A 23,474-nucleotide genomic window follows, 5' to 3' on the forward strand; every position below is an offset into this window, starting at 1 on the left:
CAAATTGTAAACATTTTTGGACAGATATTTTGTCCATCAAAATTAATAGTAATGGACTAAACTAAATATATGAAAAACTGGGCGTTTAACTAGGTAGAAAAGATTGCATGCCAAACCCTTTGCACTTTATAATACTAAATAACTAAACAATGTTAAAATGAATGGTGAGAACAATGAGAATAGAAAAAAATATAGTCTTAGTTCTAACAGCCATTCTTCTTAGTGCATGCTCTGTTGAAGACCCATATGAGACAGGCCCTACTCAAAGCCAGCAGCAAGAGCAAGCTGAGCAAGACAAAGAAAACGCCCAATCTGCAACATTCACGTTGACCATTAAGGATGCAACTGGCGTGGCAGTTAAAAATGCCACTTTAAATATCTCAGGAATAAACTATACATCGGATGACTTGGGGCAAGTCGCTCTGCCTGACTTACCACAAGGCAACTATACCATATCCATTAACAAGCCTGGCTTTCAAAGCTATTTGACAACGTTACAAATAGATGATGAAACGGAGTCTTTTGACCTCAATATTGAGAGTAAGCCATCGCAATCTGTCAGTTTATTTTTTGCAGGGGATACCATGTTTGGTCGACGTTATATGGACCAATCGTTAATCACCATGGGAAATTTTGTTCCAGATGTTGAAGATGCGCTGATCCGTGCAAGTTCGGCTGCCGAAAATGCCATTGCACTCACTCAATACGTTAAACCTCTCGTACAAAGTGCGGACTTTGCTTCAGTTAATCTAGAAACCCCCATATTAAGCACCCCAAACAGCGTTCACCCAACCAAAGAGTTTGCTTTCTTTTCTCTGCCGGAGACACTACAAGGCCTTACGGAGATAGGCGTAGATTACGTCGCCTTGGGGAATAACCATGTTTATGATTACTTGCAAAATGGACTGGATGACACGCTAAAGTACGTCACAGAAGCTGGGCTACTACACAGTGGTGCAGGTAATAATGCTAGTGAAGCCTTTGCGCCTCTTATCACGAATGTGAATGGCCTCACTGTGGGAATTATATCTGCAACCTCGATCACCGGTGAAGATAACCCTATTGACTACATAGCAAGCGCACAAAAAGGGGGAGCCGCTGATTTAACTGATACCACCAGCGTAAGGAGTGCAATGCGAAGTGCAATTGCACAAAGCGACTTCGCGGTTGCGCAGCTTCATGGTGGTGACGAATATTCCTACGCGCCGACTCGCTACATCAGTAATCGATTTAACCTATTGGGCGCTGAAAGCCCAGATCTCATGATTGCTCACCATCCTCACGTAGCTCAAGGATTTGGGTTAATCGATGGCACCCCGGCACTTTTAGGGCTGGGAAACTTTGTTTTTGAACAAAATCGCATTGAAACGCTTTTGGGCGTCGCCGTCATTGTTGAAGTTGACCCGACCTTAGAGCTCAAAACTAAAAGCGCTCGTGCGTATCCAATCTATCTCGAAGACTATCAACCCAAATTGGTTACAGGCTTTTTGAGCGACTACTTAGTACGTAGGCTCGGGGAGTTTTCTGACTCAAATGTTGCTGTCATACCTAAGCAAGGTTTTGCCGAAGTCCTATTTTCACAAACGGTGTCGCCGACAACCAGTACACCAATACAAATTACCCTTCCGGCGGGTCAACATATTGTTGACTTGAGAGCATACGCACCGAGTAATGCATTTTTAACTGGCATACAAAGTTCTGAATCAGCAGAGATGCGCCTAGGCCGAGATTTAATGCTATTTGGTGATTTCGAAGATTGGGATAACGACGACGAATTTGGCGAAGTTTCTCGCTGGGAAAACGACAGTGACAACATTACGCCTTGCCTCACGGGTGCCTACCGCGGCCGTCAGGGCATGTGTTTAGTACGAACGCAATTCGACAACCGTCCCTTGAGAATGCCCTTCAAACATACAATTCGAACGATGCCCATAACCCCTGGTGACTCCACACTTTTGGCCTATCACGAGATGAGCTTATATGGCTATAGCAAAGGCGAAAATGCGGGCGAATTAAGCGCTGAAATGTCAATTTTAACGTCAGAAGACAATTTGGTGTTTTCAGAGCAGACCCTTTCAATAAAAGCTGCGGGCGATTACGACTGGCAATCGTTTGAACATTCCTTCAGCTTGCCCGAAGACTCAAATGTACTAGGACCTGAAAACTTGCCAGCGAGAGCCGTAAAGCTCACATTTTTACATAGCCCTCCGGATGACGGAGAAGCAACATTGATGTTAGATGATATTGCACTGATATCATGGCAAAAAGATATTACACTTACCAATGGCGTATGGGCACAAAACACCATGCATGGTATGGACTTTTTACAAGTTAATAGTCAAAAGGATGTCACAATTAGCCTTACATTCTCGTCTTTCCAATAAAGGAATAATTGGTAGTGTCGATAAAGCAACAGTTTTTCATCATAAAACGGCAAAAGACTTTTTGGTCTACGATGCTGTTAGGCATTTTGATATTACTTGTCACTTTAAGTGGTACATTGCATAGACTGAATGCGTTTATATATTTGGAATTCAATCAACAGTTAAATCGGCAAGATACACAGGTAGTCGTTATTGAGTCAGACAATCTGCTGACCCAACAAAACCAAATTATCACCCGGCTCAGAGAGCAAGAAGCCAGAGCCATCGTCATCTTTAGCCATGTTTCAGGAGAGCAACAGCGTTCTTTTGACAATGTCTATTTTCCATACGCAGATCCCAGATATTGCTTGCCTTCACTTGAGTCGTGGCTTGGGTATGAAATTGTGCTAAAGCAGACTCCTTCTGGCTGTAAGAGTGTTTGGCATGCCGTTTTAGGTGATAAAGACCAGCAACAAGATAATTTACTCGACTTTTCGCTATCCCCTGCGGCTTTAACTAAGTTCAATGCCTCACGCCTGCTCTCGGGCGATGTCTTTGATGCACAAGTTAAAGACAAACTGGTACTCGTGTCACAAAAACAGCTAGAATTTGCATTGCAGATAAGAGCACCCAAAATCGACATTTTTAACGACCCAGTTTATCTCCACGCCTATATTGCAGATAACTTGCTTGAGCAAAATCTTGTCGCACAAATGCCCCTATTACAATCAAGTATATTGCAATTAGTCATCTTAACGCTTTTGCTGATCACCTATCAGCGTAGTAGCTTCAATGTTGCGCTGCTCATTGCCAGTGTTGTGGTCACAGTCAGCTTGTTAGTAGCATATTTAGGTGTGCTTTGGTTTGACTATTTTTTACCGATTGGGCAAATTATTTTTACCACGCTTGTGACTATGCTATGGGTATTTTTTGCGCGCAAATGGGTTGAAGAAATTGAGCTCAATGACATCATCAGCAATGTTCAACAACGTATGATGGGACGTTATCTCCCGCAAGCATTTAGCGCACAAACAAGCCCTTGGGATGCCATTATTACATTGGTAAATCAACAGTTGGCGTTAAGCCGCTCGATCTTTTTAGCTAGGACTGAAGGCGACCATCGGCTGCACGAGATCCGTGCGATTAATTGTACTTTATCCGACATTCACGAAATGCGTCGTGACTATGAGAGACCTCCCTATTCCGATGCCATAAAAGCGTTTGGTGCAATCCATATCACTCGACCTTTTTTCAATGACTTGTCGGAATCAGAGGCCCAATATGTTGTGCCCCTTATGTACGCAGGTGATATTCGGGGGTTTTGGGCAATGACCGTTGAACCAAATGAATTCTTTGATGAAGAGCGCTTTGTGCAAAACGTTAATCGGTTTGCCAATCAAATTGGTGAACTGCTATTCCATTTTCGTATTTATGAGAACCAGCAAAAAGCCAATACCAGCGCGTTAACTAAAGTACTGACGCTCGCATTGCAAAAGCCACTTAGCCAACAAGTTAAATCTTCAATTGGTGATATGGAGCAAAAGCTCTCGACGTTGGAGCATGTTTTCAATCAAATCCACACGGCCGCCATCATGTTCAATTTATTTGGCCAAGTAGTGCAGACAAATCAAAGAATTGAAGAGATTGCAAAACATAATGAAATGTCTCTTTTCGAAATGACCGCTCTCGACTTATTGGAGCGTGTCACGCATTTAGACAATGAAAAAGCCAAAGGTAAGTTGCGCTACATTACGCTGCAGCAAGGCGAGCTATATATGCCTGCACAGCTAGGACAAGCGACCTTTATTTTGAGTATTCGTTCATTGCGCGCTTCACGTACAACGAGCAGTATTGGCGAACCTTTTGAGGTCGGAGGCATCCTATTTGAATTCATTGATATTTCTTACTTAGTTCAACAACTCGATGATCCGACTAAGTTATTGCGTCAGCTTCAAATGCAACAGGTCGATCTTGAGGAATCGTCTGAAATTAAGGCTCAGAGTTAATGGATTGGGCTTTACAGCTATTCCCAAGCGGCAGCGGCCTAGGTCAATCAGTCATCACCACGGTATGGGTGGGTATCGCCGTGGTCTGTATGTTGAATTTACGATTTGGCTTTCCATTAACTGGGCTAGTGGTACCGGGATATTTGGTTCCCCTCTTTATTGTCACGCCGATTTCGGCGGTGGTGATATTAATTGAGGCAATCGTTGTATACGTCGTCATGCTGTCGACAGCCAAAATATTGATGGAGCGCTTCGGGTTCAGCGAAATGTTTGGCAGAGACCGATTTTTTGCCATTATTTTGATAAGCATTCTAGTCAGAGTTGTCATGGACACCTTGTTGTGGCCACTGGTTGCGCTCTATTTAGCTCAATGGGATATCACTTTTGATTACTCGAGCCAGCTATATAGTCTGGGGCTCGTTATCATCGCCTTGACCGCCAACGTCATGTGGAACGGCGGTTTTAAATATGGTATGCGTGTCACTTTAATCCAGTTATTTCTTACCTACTTGTTAGTGCGTTATGGCCTAATGCCATTTACTAATTTTAGTATCGCCAATTTGGCCATTATGTATGAGGCGGTTGCCGCATCGATTATTGCAGCGCCCAAGGCATACATCATTTTAGTTATCACCGCATTTATCGCATCCCGGGCCAACATAAAATACGGCTGGGAGTTTAATGGCATTATGTTGCCCGCACTGCTCGCATTACAGATCATGCAGCCAACAAAGTTACTGACTTCTTTTGCGGAAACCGCGGTCATCTTAATCATAGGCGGATCTATCCTCACCTTTACCAAGTTGCGTCATGCGAACTTTGAAGGGGCTAGGTTGCTGCTGTTTTTCTTTAATATTGGTTTTGCTTACAAAATTGCCTTAAATTACCTCGTTGTGAACTACTACCCGACCCTCAAAGTCACAGACACGTTCGCATTTGGTTATATGCTCTCGACGCTTCTTGCACTGAAGATTTACCAAAAAAATGCATTGGGCTTGGTCATCAGGGCGACCTTTCAAACGTCTATTGTTGGCGGCTTAATTGCTATCACAATTGGCTTTTTAATTATGTTTGTACCCGCCATTTTTAGTTACAAACCTGCTGATCTTAGTGTTGTGAACAACACCGAAATTGAACTGAGCCAACAAATCAGTGCTTATAAAAGCTTTTTGTATACCGAGCAAAGTGACCATGTCTCAATCAGCCAATACCAACAAGCGCAAACATTACAAAACTTTATTAGTGCAATTCGGGTACTCAATCGGGATAGGCAAGACCCAGATAACATCAAGCTAGCGCGTAGACTGCTTGCTCAAGCACAGTTCACCTTGCAACAAGACGATAAATACCTCTATATCAAAGATGCAATGAGCAATACCGTGCGTGGTTTTTTTGCGCTTGCGAAATCGCCAAGTAGAAATCATGTCATTAGCGTGCCACACCCTTCCAGTGAGCGAGTCGCCAGTGATGCCGCAGGGTTGCTGTTCCAATTACTCGATAGCAATGCTTTAGTGCTTGGCACGCAGTTCACCCCCTCTATTGCAACGCAACAGGTATCACAGCAAAGCGCCTACTATCGCGCATTTTTCTCAGTGATAGAAGATATCGAAGTGTTGCAAATTCGCTCTGTAAATCAATACACTCGGATTGACTTACAACTCAGCCCATTTGGATTGCAGAGCCAATTTTGGATCTATAATCAGCTACCGGCTTCTTTATCTCAGCGAGAACTGACGAACCTAATGGGCTTTGAGCGAGGGCAGTTTGGCCTACTACATCGTAATAGCTTACCCACACCGGACTTCACCGGTAAGATGGTCGAAGCTTTTATTGATGGCCAAAGCTACTCGAACTTGTTGTCTGAGGTCGTACTCAACACCAGTACCTCTTCCAATTCTAAAGTCACCTTCACAGATGCATCACTAAACGAGATTATCGATGAGTTTTCTCTGCATATCAGCGCGAAAGGAAGTAATCATTATAAGGAGTTAACCAATAATGAAGCTGCACTTTGGGAATTTGAAATACTGGGGCCACTTTACACTTTGGTTTACGAACAGATCGATAGGGAGTTTAGCCAAGACGAGCTCAATCGATTAGAGCGCATAAATCATATCGCCAATATGATGGGGTACCAGCTGCAGATCCTTGATAAGGCATTGGAACAATACATCGTCATTGCACCGATCAACTCAGCGGAGTATTACCAGCAGGGTCAAGGGCTTTACGTGATTAATATGCACCCCGAAACCATGTTAAATATCCAAGTCCCCAGACCTCTTTTTGAGAGTAATACATTAAAGTTTTCTGGCGACTTATTTGCTCGTTCAAATGCCAAGGCGCTGTTAATTGCTGGCGCTCACCCCTACGCAAACGAGCTTGCTAATGTTATGGCTCCCGCCAATGTGCGTAGCCTCTTTAATGTCGTACACCAAAGCACACTCAGGCATTTCGCCCAAACGCCAATATTAAGTTTACAGGTAAGAAGTCACAGTGCCCCGTCATATATAAGACCGAGCGCCATCGCGTTCCAATTTACACAGCCCAACGCACAGCACACAGGCACATTGGTGGAACTTCAAAAGACACTGATGAATTTGGGTGTCGAATCACAAGTGGTTGCGGGACAAGCGCAAACCCGAGGGCTAGAAATTGGTACTTCCCCACAATCTGGGTATCGATTATTTAGCCCACGCAGTGAACTCGCAACACTGTGGCTTGCTTCGGATTTTAAACAGCACTTCGCAATTTCCGAACAAGCCCTATTGCAGCGCCTTATCGCGGTTTCTCATCTGCCTGAACTGAAAACTTTACGAACTTCGGTATTGGGACCAGACGATTGGCAGCATAGCAGCAACGCTCTACCAATCGATGACATCACAGCGCTAACAGAGCGATATGCTCAAGATCAGCATTTGCCACTGTTGAGCCAATTTTGCCAAACCCACAACCAATGCCGATTACAAGCCGTACGATTAGAGCGTAATCAACAGTTGGCGCTGACTATCAAAATAAAAGATAAATTAGTCGCCATTTACACGCCAACCAGCAATAAAATACTGTCTCTTAAGGATTTCAATTACGCCGCCGGAGGAATTCAACATGTATTGGATTAAAAAGATCCTCCAAATACTATGTGCGAGCACACTCGTATTGGTGGCACTGTGGGCATGTTATAACGGTTATGTTTGGCTGTCATCTGCCGAACGCCTTGAAGAACGAAGCGAAGAAGAAACCCGTTCAGTAGTGCATTGGCTACCCACTGATAAGCTTGTCTCGTTTAATTTTTCCAGCTCTCGCACACTGGCGATACGACTCCTCTCCAATGCGATTTTTGAGGGCCAACAAGTCTTCGATGAGCCGGTCAATTATGCTATTGAGTATCAATTACTCGACCAGCAAGGCCAAGTGCTGGTCAAACATGTATACCACCATGCATCAAAGCTCGTGCTCGCCGCACAAGAGCAGCAAGTAAAACAAATTATTGAAGATAGAAAAGCCCTTTCGGTAGCATCAGGGCAATCCTTTTATGTGGATACCTCTGCCTACCCCAGCGCCAGTCAAATCAGGTTAAAGCTCATTCCTGAAGAGGATACGCTGCGCGGTGTCGTCGTTCGACTGCACGCTAAAACCCCCGCGGATAATGATGGCAGCCAGCAAATTTGGTTAAAGTTGCCTTTAGAGTGGCGAGATAGAATGCTTAATTATCATACTTTAGGCGGCAATGCCTTGGCACAATGGGAACTCAACAATGCCGTCAGCTTTGACTGGCAAAAGCTCGCGCCGCAGGGGATCCCAAATATCGATTTCGTCAGCGACATTCTGTATGAAACATTACCGTACAATGTCATTACCTACGACTTTTCGGCGCAGCAGTTGGACTTAGATAGTTTTTATTCCTCCGAAGAGTTAACCGCTACGTTTAGAGTGTCGAATAATGAAGCGTTGACCTTTTCGAGCTCTACCCCTCTGAGTACGCTGCGTATCACATGGCATGATCTGAAACAGCTTCGCGCACCAAGAGAGCTCAAAGCTGAGTTCATCTCTGAAAACGTTTATAAAATTCAAAACATATCACCGGGCCTAATAACGGTTCAATCGAGCTTGCCTGCGCTGACGCAATGGCGACAGGGGGAGCAGCCCTTGGTGCCACTGCACAGCTATTACTACATAATGGGACCTACAACGCCTGTTACTTATTCCGTGACTGGCAGTAGTGATATCGTGATGGATTTTAGAGATTTAGATACGCTCGGTTCGCAAGTGAGTATTACTGTATTGGACAAAGACGCGCAGCCACTTGAGCAGTACCGATTGGGTTTAGAATCTCTGATATCACAATACGATCGACTGATAACGCCAGAAACACAGCGTCAGACTATTAATGAGAGTCAAAAGTATTTCCTGAGGTTGCCCCCCGATGCTGCGAAAGTGATCATTTCAAGTCAAGACAGCGTAGCAGTTAAACTTCAGAGCAGAAATCAACATTTTCACTACCAAAATGTATTATGCGACCAGCTTTGTGAAAATCCATTACCAAGCTTTATCGAAATTGGCGCTTGGTTTGCGCAAAAAGCAGTAAATGAATTCACGTTTACTGAGTTGCAACAAATTCTAAAAGTCAGGCTATTTGAAGCCCCGCCACTTCCTGTGATTAAAGAGACTAGTTATGTTTCTGAATCACTCTTTGACAAACACCCAATTTCCAATACCGCCCTGCTTCACAGCCCAAGCAATTACTTTGAGCCACCAACAGAGCCCTCTGCCGCCCATTATCGGAAGGTATCTGATCCGCAATCGTTGTCGGTCGTTAAAAATAGCGAACTCAAAACCCCCAAGCTCATTGCCATTAATGACCAAGTGCCCAAGTTCTCTGAGGCTGATTTAAATGCCAGCTCGCTCTCCAATGTGTCATACAAGCGCGGGAATACCCGTTCGATATATACCAACTCGGGAGAAGAACGCGATTATATAAAAACCCGTTTGTTTAAAATTGCTCAGGGCGAAACCTTGTCTTTACAATACGCCAATAGAGCAAAACCCGTGTCGATTGTCATTAAGCCCTTCTTATACCCGGTCACTTCGCACAGTCAGACTGCGTTAGTTATCAACACCAAGCTCATAGGCCAGTATCATAAAGGTCTCAGTGAAGAGTATACAATAGCGGCTAAAAGATACGCATTGATGCCAGCCAATAGCGAAGCCTATATGCTTCATCCTCAATCAACAGATGTTATCAGTTATCCCCCTGTCACAATAAAAATAGGTTCAGACATTCAATCACTTGAAAAATTCGCCATTACAGCTGAACATGATATGTGGATTACCATTTTAGAAGAACACAATGCACAACCTTTAACCCCAATATGGTGGCAAAATGAAAATACATAGCTTTATTGCCATAGTACTTTCGCTCTGTTGTTTATCCTCAGTAGCGGCAAAGCCACAGATCCTGTGGCAGGATATCGATACATGGTTTGTACAACCTGCCAGCATTGGGCCTTGGAAATACCAAAAAACGGGGGGGAGTCGTAATACTGTGCACTCTCTGATAAATACCTCTAATCAATATGGCGGTGGGGTGTTGTTATACCGAGCTTCTAATCGACCCTGCTTCGTGTCGATTCCACATCAATACCATGATAAGTATACATTAACGATAGGACGCTCACTTTTTGATACAAGTTGCAATGTCATGGTTCACAACACACATCATCGTCATAGCGAAAGCTCAGACTCCAGCCCTATGGACTACTCTAAGCGAGCGCAAGGGCTACATGTCGCGGCGGTAAAAGCGTTTCATCATAGATATCCAAACGGACTGATTTTTCAGCTTCATGGGTTTAACCAAAAAAAGCGGAAAACAACACAGGGGAAAAAAGCCGACTTTATCTTGAGTCAGGGGCGCAGTTATAATGCTAAACTGATGAAAATCCAAGGATGTTTACTTGCCCTCAGTGAGCATACCTATATATATCAGAAAGATGTATTTGAACTGGGTGGTACCAAGAACGTACTACATAAAGTGGGTTTAGCCCCGCACAGATTTATTCATATTGAAATCAGTAAGCCAATGAGAAAAAGACTAAAATCACACCCTGTAAGTATGGAGCAATTCAATTTATGCCTCTCTTACTCTGCCTAGTGTTTTTATTTAGTGCGGCAACTAAGCCCGCATTGGCACAAGAAGCGTACTTGCAAGCCGACGTCAGTTGGTATGATGCACAAACTCGACAATTGTCACGTAGTGCAGCGGATGTAAAGATCAAAAAAAAGCAATCTAAGTTCTTATTTTTACCTGCAGGCCAGTGGTTATCTGTTGAGCCTAGTACGCTAGAAAAGGTCGAGTTCTGGCAAGGACAAACGTTCTATGCCCTCTCACACATAAATAAAGACCTGTGGTTATGTCGTAAAAATAGCTGTCAACTACCGGCATCTGAACGCGCTCGCGCGATAAAACTGAGTAATACGACAATCAACCCAATTCAAATCAACGTGTGGCGAGGCCATCAACACAACCATAGGGATCCCTTTCGCCGGGCTGTACGCTTACCGCTACCCGGTAAAACGGTCGCGCTGGCACAAGAGCATAATGTTTTATATCCACTTAGTAACGCTCAAAGCGTAAAAGTTTTCTTTAAACATGCGAAAAAGCTAAAGCTTACTGTCCACAGAGATCTCTACGACCTAAGTGAAGGCGGAAAAGTATTTGCGTTAGTCAATGATAACCCCGTCAGTATCATCAATGTGTCCGGTGCACAAGCACAAGAATATACTAGACATAAATTGGGGGTCGCTAATGTCGATTATTTTACAATACCAGCCAATAGCTATTTGACGTTACAAAGTCACACCAAAACATGGGTAAAGTTAGAGCAAATGCACCGTGGCATTTTTGATGTGGATGCAGCGATAAAACAGCAAGAAAATCTATTTAACCCACACTGGGTCAATAACTTGGATGAGCGCCTTACGGATATTTACCTCAACCATGATATTTCTAGCTTAGTGCAATTTCGACCAGAGCAAGCAACGCCCTTAGCACTTAGACGATACCAAGATCTGCTGAGCACAGTTTCGACTGGTAGCTACCTCTCACCTATCAGTCCATCAAATCAATCTATCGCTATCCATAGGCGAATTGTGCCCATTTACCAGCCACTGCGAGAAGCCAAACAGCAAGTTTTCCAAAGCCACACCAATAATACGCTCTTGTTTACTCGCCTAAAAAAGTCGCTGCACTTCGATCTAACTCAAGAGCAAAGAGTTACACCATGGGCTTTGCTTTATATTAGAAGTAATAAAAACACGACACTGGTTGTTGATGTAGATGGCAAGCGCTCCCAAATAGCGATAGATGCCAGACAAGGCTTTGTACCGCTACAAATCGATGTAGATATGGATGCCAAGCAAATTTCAGTATTTTCAGCCAGTAAGGCCAACATCGATATTGCAGTACAAATTAGAACATTACTGCCGCTTCCAAATAGTGAACTACTGTACGCTCAGCCCAAAAACTTAAGCGAAAAAAGTGTGGTCACAAATAAATTGCTGGCACAAATACAACAAACGAAGTCTGACAGTTATCTCAACAGTCTTTCTTTGTTCAAGATACCCTCACCTACTGGTTCTGAGTTGCCTGCTGACCCTACACAACAAAGTTCAGTAGCACTATCCCATTGGCGATATCAACTAGGTGAAATTGAGTACCTTGCCAAGCGCTCCCCCACCGAAGCTTTGCCCAAATTAAGAGCGCTTGTAAACAGCTCCTTCCCTGAAATTCGCTTACGCGCTTGGCAATTGCGACTCGAAATACTGTCTAGACTCAATCAAGAAAACGCTGTGCTACGTTATTTAGCTGCTTTATTGCAGCAGCCTGATCGGTTGCTCAGTGACTTTGCTGCAAATGAACTACTAAAGCGATACCAGCAAAGTAATCAAGTATTTAATATTCAAGGGTTATGCGCCCTAAAAGCATCCTTAAAAGGATGCCCTGAATTGGTCAGAAGCACACTGTTTGCACAAGGGAAGTTTCTAGAAACATTATGGCTCGATCACGATACCAAATTGTTTTCTCAATACAGTCATCGACTCTATCAAGGGTTAGGCTATGCAAGCTACACAGAGCTTTCCCAAGAAGATCAACCAAACTATGACCTAAATTACTTTGAACAAGTGCAGCTAGTTGGTGATACGGCGACTTACAAAGCGTTTAAAATTGGCAAATCTCCACTGACATTGACCGCGCATTCCCCACTCAATGTAAAAATAAATGCCCGTGTTGAAGGCCAGAGCTATGCAGAAAATGCCATCAAATGGTTGCATGTAGACAAAGAAAACAATAACTATTTTATGCCGCTATTTAGCGATGTACTCTCAACCACTTCGGTGAAAACGCCAGGCGATGAAAGTACACTCTCGATAGCCTCTAGCAGTATGATTACATTGAAAGCGGGCGACACGCTCACACTCAGCAGCAGCGCATCAGTGTATCTGCAATTACAAATATTTGATGCCGCCCATTTTGACCCTTACTCAACACAACAATTGAGCAAGTTTGAACTGGGCACGCCGTTTATGGACCTCTTACATCAGCAGCCCGGCACTAATTTAGACTCGTTAACCACGCTTTTAAATAATGCACTGTACAGACTTGAAAATAATACCTTAGAAGATTACGAGTTTACTGCATTATTCTCCAAATTAAGTACACTGGAAGTCCCCTCACAACTGACTAAGCTCCATGATCGCGTGCAAAGCTTTGGTCATTGGGTGCCAGTTGAGCAATACCTGAATTATGCAGGCACGCAGTTAATTGATTTGTCAGCACTTGAATCTCGCAGTATCGCGGAACAAATTAGCCGACATACTTCTCAAGTATATAACGCCAAAGGCCTCACCATCCGCCCATATCATACACTGTCCCTCGATTTCAGCGCATTGCAATCGCTGCAAACGCGTTTGTTCTTTCACTTTTCTGATGCGGAGCTCATATCTAACGCAGCCGCTTTAGTCTCAATTGAGACGGGCAATGGCAAAGCCGTTTGGCCAATTACGAATAATATGAGTACCTTCGGTTTAAAACAATCGGAACTGGGCAACGGTACCGTTAAAGTTCGTTGGCTAAACCCCTATTTATCGCAAGTTTTACAAGTCGAGGTACAAGTTCTAAACCAAAAAGGCTGGCAAAATATTGAGTTAGACCAACGACAATTATTTTATTATGCGAGTAATACTCAACCAGTATCTGCTGCACTGGCAAAAGATGCGCTCGTAAAAATTGAATACATCAAAGATAATCTGCGTAGGGAAGCCATTGATTTTTACCCTGCAGGTATCATCACCATCCCAAATAGTTATTCAAAATTGGCACGAGTATTTTCATGGCAACTAAATTTAAATCGTCAAAAAATCGCTGTTGCACCTCCTGTCACACCTATTCCGCTCAAACGACCAAAGCTGCACTTTGACAGACTGGCGAGGCACCTTAATACACCTTTAATCAGCGCTAATGGTAATCAAACCCATGTGGAAGGCTTTGTCAGCTACGATCGAGATGGTATTTTCCAAACCAGCGAGCCCATTGAAACAGCCCATAGGCTAGATATTGGCATGAGACTGCGAAACCGCTTCAAACAGAACTGGTACATGCTTGAAGGCGCATATCGCATTAACAACTTGCGCTATGAATCATTGGCACTCAACGGAGTGTACAACTGGTTAGATGATGATACCCCTTGGTATACTGAAGTGGGGCTATATAACCGCTGGCAAGAGACAACCGCCAGTAACGAAACGCACCTCACAAGCCATATCGATGTCACTCTTGGTCAGATTTGGCGGAATGACACCTCAGTCAGGCACCAATGGTGGTGGCAGCCTTACTACTATTACACCAGTATTGATAAACAGGAATATCTTGACGACCCACTCATCAGCCAAGATATGTATAACTTTTATCGCGCCCAACACATGCATGGTTGGCAAGCAGGTTATAGAATTCGTTATCAACCTTGGGTAGATAGCCAATTCAATGGACAAGTCTCTGCTGTGTCTAATGAGGACTGGACAAGCCTAGATACAGTGACATTTAGTGGGAGTTGGCAACAATATTACAAAGGACATATTTTTAATGTTGGGCTCAGTAGTAGCTACGTTTTCGCTGATGACCACCGTCCCAATGCGACCTGGCAATACCTCACTTCTATTGGTTGGCAAACCTTATTTGATTTTAGTGAACATACCGCTGGTTGGATCAGCCTAAACTGGACACAAGATTGGTTTAGGAACAATCATAACGTGCGTTTTGAAGTAACACTTGGCAACTTACAAAACACAGGCTTTGCTCCTTTTGCACATGATGAAATTATCTTTGAGTCACTACAGTTAACGCATTTCTTGGAGCAAGATATAAATGGCAGATAAGACCCTCAGGGATCAACTCCAAGATTTACTGTTTGCAGACACTGAAAAATTTTGGCTCAATCTCTACCAGCATAAATATCAGCAACTTGTTGACGAGCTCAGTGAATGGGAGTTGATCAAGAATAAGCCGGATCACGAACAGACTTCCTATTGGCAGCTGTTACAAACCATCGCTTTTTTACGTCATAAAATCGAAAGCCATTACGGGCGGTTACAAGCCATTGATGCTGACTATAAAAATTTTATAGAGCGGTTGAATAAAGCAGAACTGAAAGCCGAAAAAGAATTGCATATTCTCAAGTATGCCGAACAACTGGGCGCGTCAAGACTACAACTACAACAAGACAAAATCGCGTTTTCAAGATGGTTTGACGAAGGTGCCGTCATTTCGCGTTATCAAAGTAAAGTCGCAGAGTTAGAACAAAACTTAAAGTTTTTAATTTCAAAACTTGGCGCATTAACGAATCGATACTTACGGTTGAGTAAAGATGACCTCAGCGCCGCATGGCAAAAACTAGACCTACAACCTTTCTTTTTACATCTATTGGCAAATAGTAATAGCGTTCACATACGCCACGGTATGATACGCGCTTTGGTCAATCAGGTATCCTTAATCCATGAATTCAGTGCAGACCCAGAGTTGGATGCGGACTTGGTCGCACAGCTCATCGAGTTACTGGAAGCGGACAACACACCGTACCTTGCGGTAACAGACATTTTAGAAATCCTTATCCACCAAAGGCCCACTTTTATCCGCAGCTTCATGTGGGCAAAGGTTGCAGAGTCGGTCAACGATTTTGCAGATAAGCCAAAGAGCAATGATCAACTTTTCATCCTTGTTGCGCTGCCGCGTGTACTTGTACAACAAAGAGACTTGACTGACTCAGACGTAAAATTGCTAGTACAATTGAGCAACCACCCTTATCCGAGGGTGCGTCAAGCAACCATCGAATATACCCCTTATTACGACGATCAATTTGCGTTACAGTTGCTAGAAGATAGGTTCAAATCAGAGACAGCAAACGCAATTCGTTTTACGTTAGTCAAACAGTTGACCGCAGCAAGGTTTGGCAAAGATAACTTTGCAATGCGTCATTGGCGACACTGCATTCAAGGTGAAGAGAGCTTTGAAATAAAACGCATTGCGCTTGAGCAAAGTGCTCGACTTATGCTTAACATGCAGTTGGAGACCGACGAGCCTGACCTCGTCTTTGAAGAATTTATCCAGATACTCAACACGCAGTTAGAAGTCGAACCCAATATCGCGGTGAGACGCTTCATTACCCGTACCCGAGAGCAACTCAATAGCTTTTACTTACAGTCTTTGGTCGTCAGTATCGAAGACCAAATTGGCCTCGATCAGTGTGCCGTGTTAGACGCCAATCAAAACATCGATGATATAGGCAGAGCACTGAGTTTCATTGCACAGTCTGAAGAAGATTTTAATGGCCATCAAAAAGAAGATAAATGGCAAATTACGCTTGGCACCTCGAAGGGTCGCCGTTTTTGGCGTATCTGGCATGAGTTTTTTACGCCAAGTACGGATAAAAGACAAAGCTTTAGTCATACGCAAGCGAAAAAGCCTTCAGCACAACTGTACGTAGCAAGTTGTTCTACTGCCGAGATAAGTGAAACAAATGTCCCCGGTGAAGCGCTTTATAACCTCAAAGAGCATTCTTCTCGGCCCTATTTGCCTCTACCTGACTACTTGCTCTCGATTCTAAGCCAAGACAATATTACTCCAGAAGCCAAAAGCTACACGCCAGATGGTATTTTAACGATTGTGCGTCCGCCATCTTTGCTAAAACGTATTAGCGCGTATTGGCATATCTCGCTGCGCTTTTCAGGGCTTGACCAAATGCGTAAAGGGGGAGAAATCGAACAACAAAATTACCTTGAAGCCATCAGATCTCTGGGCTTTACAGTTAAATTTAGCCCCTACGGCTCGACACTCAATGCACATTTCCCTGTCGAGTCAGGCATCCAAAAACTGTTCTCCAAGGCATCTGTCAGCACAGCGCTTATCAATATTGGGCTAGGATTTAAGGAGTATTTGTACTCGATCTATCAAAACAGTATTAGTCAGTTAGTATTTTTTGTCTGTGCCTTCATGGCATACTTTTGGTCAAGACATATAAAAGTCAGTCAGCAAATTCGTAAAAACCGTAAACACATACCTATCTCTATTGGCGGTTGGGGCACGCGCGGTAAATCAGGAACTGAACGATTAAAGTCCGCCTTGTTCAGTAGCATTGCATTAAAAGTCATTACCAAAACCACAGGATGTGAAGCAATGATGATTTATGCCAGCAGTGACGGGGAGCAGCACGAGCTACCTTTATTTAGGCCCTTTGATAAAGCCAGTATTTGGGAACAAAGCGATGTTTTATCTTTTGCAAAGTCAGTGCGGGCAGATGTATTTCTCTGGGAATGCATGGGGCTCACACCAAGGTATGTAAGAATATTACGTCGCTGGATGAATGACAATTTTGCGACCATCACCAATGCATACCCAGATCACGAAGATATTTTAGGGCCTACTGGGTTAGATGTCGCCCGAGAGATGTCAGCATTTATTGGGACTGATACTCAGGTTTTTACGGCTGAGCAGACAATGTACCCTGTCCTAAATAAATCCGCTGAGCAAAAAGACTCGACGCTCATTCAGGTTCACTGGGGAGATGGCTTCCAAATTACCGATGACATTCGCGCGTTATACCCTTATGAAGAGCATCCAGATAATATTGCTCTGGTATGTAAAATGGCACAGTATATAGGCATTAATAAGGACTATGTATACAAAGAAACGGCCGAACGCATCGTGCCTGATATTGGGGTTTTACAACACTTTGAGCAAGCGCCAATCGGTAATCTGACACAGTCATTTGTCAATAGTATGTCAGCCAATGAGCGGCTCGCAACAATTGAAAACTGGCGCCGTTTAAACTTGTTTGGTACGAGCCAAAAGCCAAAAGTACAAACCATTGCGCTGATTAACAACCGAAACGATCGCATTGCGCGCACAAAAGTCTTTGCACACATTTTGGTTGAAGATCTCATCTTTGATCATATCGTGGTTATAGGTACTAATGTTGATGGCTTTTTGGCCTACTTTAATCAAGCGCTTCAGGCGCGAATTACGCGAATCGTCGCCAACAACGATAGAGAAGATCTGGTAAAACTGTTAGAGCAGTTTAAATGCTTACTTTCTGATCAGATGCTTTGCGATAAATTCACAGCCCTATTACCCGATGTAGAAATAGACCCTCAAGACCTCCATGACACTCAAAAAATCGGCGCTTTACTTGAACAGCAAGTCAGCTGCGAGCGGCAACTTGCATTGCTAAAACAGCTGGCTGCAGACTGGCATTTGGCGCACCAATTAGTCGCGATTGAAGATTTAAAATCGAATGCCAAAACACTCACCGATAGTTTGACGAAACTTTTAAACAGTCGCACTCAACTAATTGAAAACCCTTACATTAGTGCTAACGAACTCACCTTAAAGCTAGCTAAGCTGGGCATTGACGGCCAACATCAGCTCATTGTGGGCATGCAAAATATAAAAGGGGCTGGTCTAAATTATGTTTACGCATGGCAAAAATGGCATCATTTACATCAGACGTGCGACCATCTTCTTAGCCCTATCATTAGTCAGGCACAATTTAGGGCTGGATTGCTAAAACTCTCACAAATATCTGGCATCGGCGTGATTGAACACGACTATTTTAATGCTTTTTTAGCACAACTGAGCAAACTGCCTCATGCACAAAATGAATTTAGCCAGGCGGAAATATCGCACCTTAAAGAACGCTTACAAAGTGATGAAGGTGATCAGCAGGGTGAGACTGATGATGTTAAACAAAACCGAGTAACACGGTTTTTATTACAAGTTGTTGAGTCTTTCCTAGATGCCGGTGCAGCAGTTAAGCGTAAAAAAACCGCACAACAGGTTTATAAAGATATCGCCATGCAACGAATTACCATGGAAAAAGCAATTGCTGTGCTCGCAGCGCTCAATCGCAGTCAAAAGCCTGGCTGGTTGGCCCTACAACAGAAACGAAAAAAGCTCACCTCAGTCAAAAAGTAGTACTTTTTAACTAATTTAGTCTTGAATTCATTTTTAGGAATAATAAATTCCAGTCATTTTTTGTATTTTAATTGACCTGAGGTCCGATAACTAGGAAAATAAGATTAGAAGCAATCAAATAAATTAACAATTTACTAACAACGGATGTTGAGTAATAGTTGGGAGTAGCGTATGAAGTTATTGAAGTCATCTGTTTTATTAATCACCGCATTAACCGCGAGCCAATCTGCATTAGCTGACGATAATCTAATTAGCAATGGATCATTTGAACAATCGGGTAATATCACAGGGACTTGGAAACTTTTTAACGAACTACCAGGCTGGCAAAGAAGCGGCGCTCGTTTTGAAATTCAAACTGACCGCTTAGGACTTATTCAACCGCAAGACGGTAGCCAATACTTAGAGCTAGACTCAACCAGCAACTACAACGCTTATCAAACCTTTGCGACTGAAGCTGGAAAACGCTATGTCATCAGCTTTTATTACTCTCCTCGTGTCGCAAACAATGCACAAACAAACCAAGCAACGGTGAGCTGGGATGGTCAAGTTGTCGCTAACTTAAACGGTACTTCACGTGGTTGGCAGCATGTTACTGTTACCGTGACTGCTAACTCGTCACAAAGCACGCTGACTTTTAGCGGCAGCGGCACATCTGACTCTTATGGCGCATTAATAGACAATGTGTCTGTAACCGCAGATTGTGTAACGGGTCTATTCGGTATCAATAATTTTGGCGATGCAGGAAATGGGTATATCTTCAACTTCGATGTAGAAAATGGCACTTACAGCAAAGTAGCTGGTGTTTCTCACACCGCCTCTAACATCGCATCGAAAGACGGTGTACTGTATTTCATGGAACAAAATGACAAAGCGACTAAAGCATCTACCCTGTGGTCTTTAGATTTAGACGGTAATGTAGAAACAGCTGTCACAAATGCAACGTCTTGGCCCATTTACCGCTCTGCAATTAGCGATGATGGCTTATCTCTGCGCGCCACGAGTAAAACCTACATGTACGACTATGACTTAGCAACTGGTGCAAAAACAGTACTAGGTAAGTTGAAGTACGCAGGCGATGACTTTAGTCACGGCGACATCGCATACTCAGCCGATAACAATGTACTTTATGTATTAACAGGCAAAGCACTTTACACACTAGACACTGCCGATATGACTTTGACTGAAATCGGTAAGCATGGTGTCAATTGGGCGTCAGGATTGGCAATATCAGATGACGGTACACTTTATGTATCAGGTCGCCAAAGCGGTCAAAATGCTAAAATTTATACATTGAATCCAAATACTGGGGTTGCGACCTATATCATGGACGGCCCAGAGCATATTAACGATTTAACCTTTGTCGACAATTACTGTCGTTAATTACAACTTGTTGAAACAAAAAAGCCAGCGTTGAGCTGGCTTTTTTATATCTAAATACGTCTAATCCTAGCTGGTAAGGCTTCCCCAAAGTCTGTCCGCTGGGTATACTGACTCGCTTTTCATGCATAGTTAGTCAATATTTACTTTGCATGTAAGCAATTTGGGAACTGGCCACCCGTTCAAAGTGTGCGCTAATTTGGCTTCATAAAGCTGTATTAACTCACCAATAATATTAAGGCCACAAAACACATTATGATTAAGTTTAGGAAGAAAACATGAATTCATTACCTAATCGAGGCGAGATCCTAGGTCACCCTAAGGGCCTATTCTTGCTTTTCGGCACGGAAATGTGGGAGCGATTTGGCTACTACGGCATGCGTGCAATCTTAGTACTTTATCTAGTAGCGCAAGTACAAAATGGCGGTTTTGGTTGGACTAATGCAGACGCGTTAAGCCTATATGGTACATTTACAATGGCCGTATACCTAACCCCTTTGTTCGGTGGTTGGCTAGCAGATAACGTACTAGGACAACGCAAAGCCATCATCATCGGTGGTATCTTGATGGCCGCTGGTCACTTTATTATGGGTATTCCTCATAGCATTGTTGCGGGTCAAGAAGAAAACGTTTTTTATATTGGCTTAACACTACTTTGTATTGGTAACGGCTTATTCAAACCAAATATTTCTACTATGGTTGGTGATCTATATGAAGAAGGTGATAAGCGCCGTGACGGTGCATTCACTATCTTCTACATGGGTATCAACATGGGTGGTGCCCTAGGTCCACTAGTGGCAGGCTATGTCGCTGCAGTTATTAGCTGGCAGGCTGGTTTTGTTGCCGCTGGTATCGGTATGGTGATTTCAGTTGTGATGCAGATGCTGCTAAGTCAAAAATACTTAGGCGACATCGGTGTTGTACCATCAGCTAAGCTTTCACAACAGCAATCTGCCTCAGGCACTAAAGAGCCATTGACCAAAGTAGAAAAAGATCGAATCCGCGTCATTTTCACTATGTCTGTATTCAGTATTATCTTCTGGATGGGCTTCGAGCAAGCGGGTGGCTTAATGAACCTGTTTGCCAATGACTATACTAATCGTATGTTAATGGGCTTTGAAATCCCTGCTTCTTGGTTCCAATCTTTGAACTCCATTTTCATCATCATCTTTGCGCCAATCGTCGCGATGATTTGGCTTAAGCTAGATAAAAAAGAGCCTAATTCGCCAGTTAAATTCGCCATCGGCCTCGTATTTTTAGCACTTGGCTTCCTTACAATGATGTTAGCGCTTATGACAGAGAGCGCAGAGCCAGGCCAAACATTACAAATTAGCATGATGTGGTTAGTACTATTTTACCTTTTCCACACGCTTGGTGAACTATGCTTATCTCCAATCGGCCTTTCTATGGTAAGTAAGTTAGCTCCGCTACGTCTGGCTTCTTTACTTATGGGAATTTGGTTCCTGTGTACAGCCGTGGCTAACAAGATCGCTGGCTTTGTAGGTTCTTTCCTAGGCGAAGGTCAAGAGGCAATGAACAATGCAATGGGCATCTTCATTGGCTTAGGTGCAACCGCGTTACTATCGGCACTTGCAATGTACTTACTAAGCAACAAACTTGTTGACTGGATGCATGGCGCTGAAGGCGATAACGAGCCTCATACACAAGAGCACTACCTTGAAAAAGAGCTTGAAGTGAGCGGTGAAAGACAATAAACCGCAAATAAAATTTATAAAAAGCCGCGCCATATAGCGCGGTTTTTTTATATCCACACGAAGCAAATGTACAAAGTACTTTACAACCACCGATATTATCAACACACCGGGACTCGGATTATCAGCAAATTAGTATTTATCTGTAAATTTATCCGCGCTAAATAATTTTCATATATTTCTATAACTTATAGATTTTTTGAGGAAATAACCCACTATTTTTTTGTACTATTTTTCAGTTTAATTACAGACTTTCAATCAAAAAAAATTGTCTGTTTTCATTTTGTGTCTAAACACCTGTAAATGTGCAGCCAAATTTACAAAATGTCGTTCAGCCAATTGGCCCTCAAACCTTCCACTTTAGAGAAAATTGATTAATCATCCACTGCATAAATTACAACAAGCAATCCAGTGCTTAATGCAGGAGAATGACAATGAGTGAAGTAAATAATCCTCTTGGCCTTGTAGGTATCGAATTTACTGAATACGCAACACCAGACGCAGATTACATGGACAAAATCTTTGCTGATTTTGGTTTCTCTAAACTTAAAAAGTTTAAAGGTAAAGACATCGTTCATTACAACCAGAACGAGATCCATTTCTTACTAAACAACGAGCGTGAAGGTTTCTCAGCTGAGTTTGCTAAGTCACACGGCCCAGCGATTTGCTCAATGGGTTGGCGTGTAGAAGATGCAGCAAAAGCATTTGAAGTCGCTGTAGAGCGTGGTGCAAAACCTGCAACAGATTCTGCAAACAAAGACCTACCATACCCTGCAATTTACGGTATTGGTGACAGCTTAATCTATTTCATCGATGTATTCGGTGATAAAGGCTCTATCTTCGAAAATGACTTTGAAGATTTAGCTGAGCAAAATATTGTTGAAGATAAAGGTTTCCTTCGCATTGACCACCTAACAAACAATGTTTACAAAGGTACAATGGAAACATGGGCTAACTTCTATAAAGGCGTATTTGGCTTTGAAGAAGTGCGTTACTTTGACATCAAAGGTCAAAAAACTGCACTACTTTCATACGCGCTTAAGTCGCCTTGTGGAACTTTCTCAATTCCTATTAACGAAGGTAAAGACGACAACAACAACCAGATCGATGAGTACCTAGATGAGTACAATGGTCCGGGTGTACAGCACCTTGCGTTCTTAACAAACGACCTTGTTGGTTCTCTAGACAAACTAGACAAAACAAACATCGCGACGTTAGATATTGTTGATCACTACTACGATACAATTTTCGACCGTGTTCCTTGGGTTGCTGAAGATAAGCAAAAGATCAAAGAGCACCAGATCTTAGTAGATAGCCAAAGCGAAAACTGTTACTTACTACAGATCTTCACTAAGAACCTATTCGGTCCTATCTTCATTGAGATGATCCAACGTGTAGATGACGGTGGTTTCGGTGAAGGTAACTTCCAGGCTCTATTTGAGTCAATCGAACGTGACCAAGAGCGTCGTGGTGTGATTTAATCACTTACCAGTTAAGACAA

Annotated in this window: 10 protein-coding genes; all 10 read left to right on the plus strand. The window is 43.1% G+C overall.

Annotated elements, in window-relative coordinates:
* Positions 1 to 173 precede the first annotated feature (173 nt).
* A complete protein-coding gene (locus A7985_RS15180) occupies positions 174 to 2,384 on the plus strand; it encodes a CapA family protein (protein WP_141685377.1) in 2,211 nt (736 codons plus the stop codon).
* A 14-nt stretch (positions 2,385 to 2,398) separates the two neighbouring features.
* Positions 2,399 to 4,369 (plus strand): hypothetical protein, encoded by a 1,971-nt coding sequence (locus tag A7985_RS15185; protein ID WP_256096779.1) that lies wholly within the window; start codon positions 2,399 to 2,401, stop codon positions 4,367 to 4,369.
* Positions 4,369 to 7,485 (plus strand): poly-gamma-glutamate biosynthesis protein PgsC/CapC, encoded by a 3,117-nt coding sequence (locus A7985_RS15190; RefSeq protein ID WP_065791313.1) that lies wholly within the window; start codon positions 4,369 to 4,371, stop codon positions 7,483 to 7,485. Before A7985_RS15185 ends, A7985_RS15190 begins: the two co-directional genes overlap by 1 nt.
* Positions 7,472 to 9,760 (plus strand): hypothetical protein, encoded by a 2,289-nt coding sequence (locus A7985_RS15195; RefSeq protein WP_065791314.1) that lies wholly within the window; start codon positions 7,472 to 7,474, stop codon positions 9,758 to 9,760. The genes A7985_RS15190 and A7985_RS15195 overlap by 14 nt, the downstream gene beginning before the upstream one ends.
* The gene (locus tag A7985_RS15200; RefSeq protein ID WP_065791315.1) at positions 9,747 to 10,514 is read left to right on the plus strand and encodes a hypothetical protein; all 768 of its coding nucleotides are present in this window, start codon (positions 9,747 to 9,749) and stop codon (positions 10,512 to 10,514) included. The genes A7985_RS15195 and A7985_RS15200 overlap by 14 nt, the downstream gene beginning before the upstream one ends.
* Positions 10,493 to 14,794, plus strand: a complete 4,302-nt coding sequence (locus tag A7985_RS15205) for a HEAT repeat domain-containing protein (RefSeq protein WP_141685378.1) — start codon at positions 10,493 to 10,495, stop codon at positions 14,792 to 14,794. The genes A7985_RS15200 and A7985_RS15205 overlap by 22 nt, the downstream gene beginning before the upstream one ends.
* Entirely contained in the window at positions 14,784 to 18,884 is a 4,101-nt protein-coding gene (locus A7985_RS15210) for a poly-gamma-glutamate synthase PgsB (protein WP_065791317.1), read from the plus strand. Before A7985_RS15205 ends, A7985_RS15210 begins: the two co-directional genes overlap by 11 nt.
* Positions 18,885 to 19,055: 171 nt before the next feature.
* Positions 19,056 to 20,264: a DUF642 domain-containing protein gene (locus A7985_RS15215; protein WP_141685379.1), complete on the plus strand. Its 1,209-nt coding sequence runs from the start codon at positions 19,056 to 19,058 to the stop codon at positions 20,262 to 20,264.
* Between the two features lie 275 nt (positions 20,265 to 20,539).
* Positions 20,540 to 21,976 carry a peptide MFS transporter gene (locus A7985_RS15220; RefSeq protein WP_063370884.1) on the plus strand — a complete coding sequence of 479 codons (1,437 nt, stop codon included), beginning with the start codon at positions 20,540 to 20,542 and terminating at the stop codon, positions 21,974 to 21,976.
* A gap of 431 nt (positions 21,977 to 22,407) precedes the next feature.
* Positions 22,408 to 23,454 (plus strand): 4-hydroxyphenylpyruvate dioxygenase, encoded by a 1,047-nt coding sequence (gene hppD, locus A7985_RS15225; protein ID WP_065791318.1) that lies wholly within the window; start codon positions 22,408 to 22,410, stop codon positions 23,452 to 23,454.
* Positions 23,455 to 23,474 lie beyond the last annotated feature (20 nt).

This window comes from Pseudoalteromonas luteoviolacea, assembly GCF_001696455.1.
In the GTDB taxonomy this organism is placed as follows: Bacteria; Pseudomonadota; Gammaproteobacteria; order Enterobacterales; family Alteromonadaceae; genus Pseudoalteromonas; species Pseudoalteromonas luteoviolacea_C.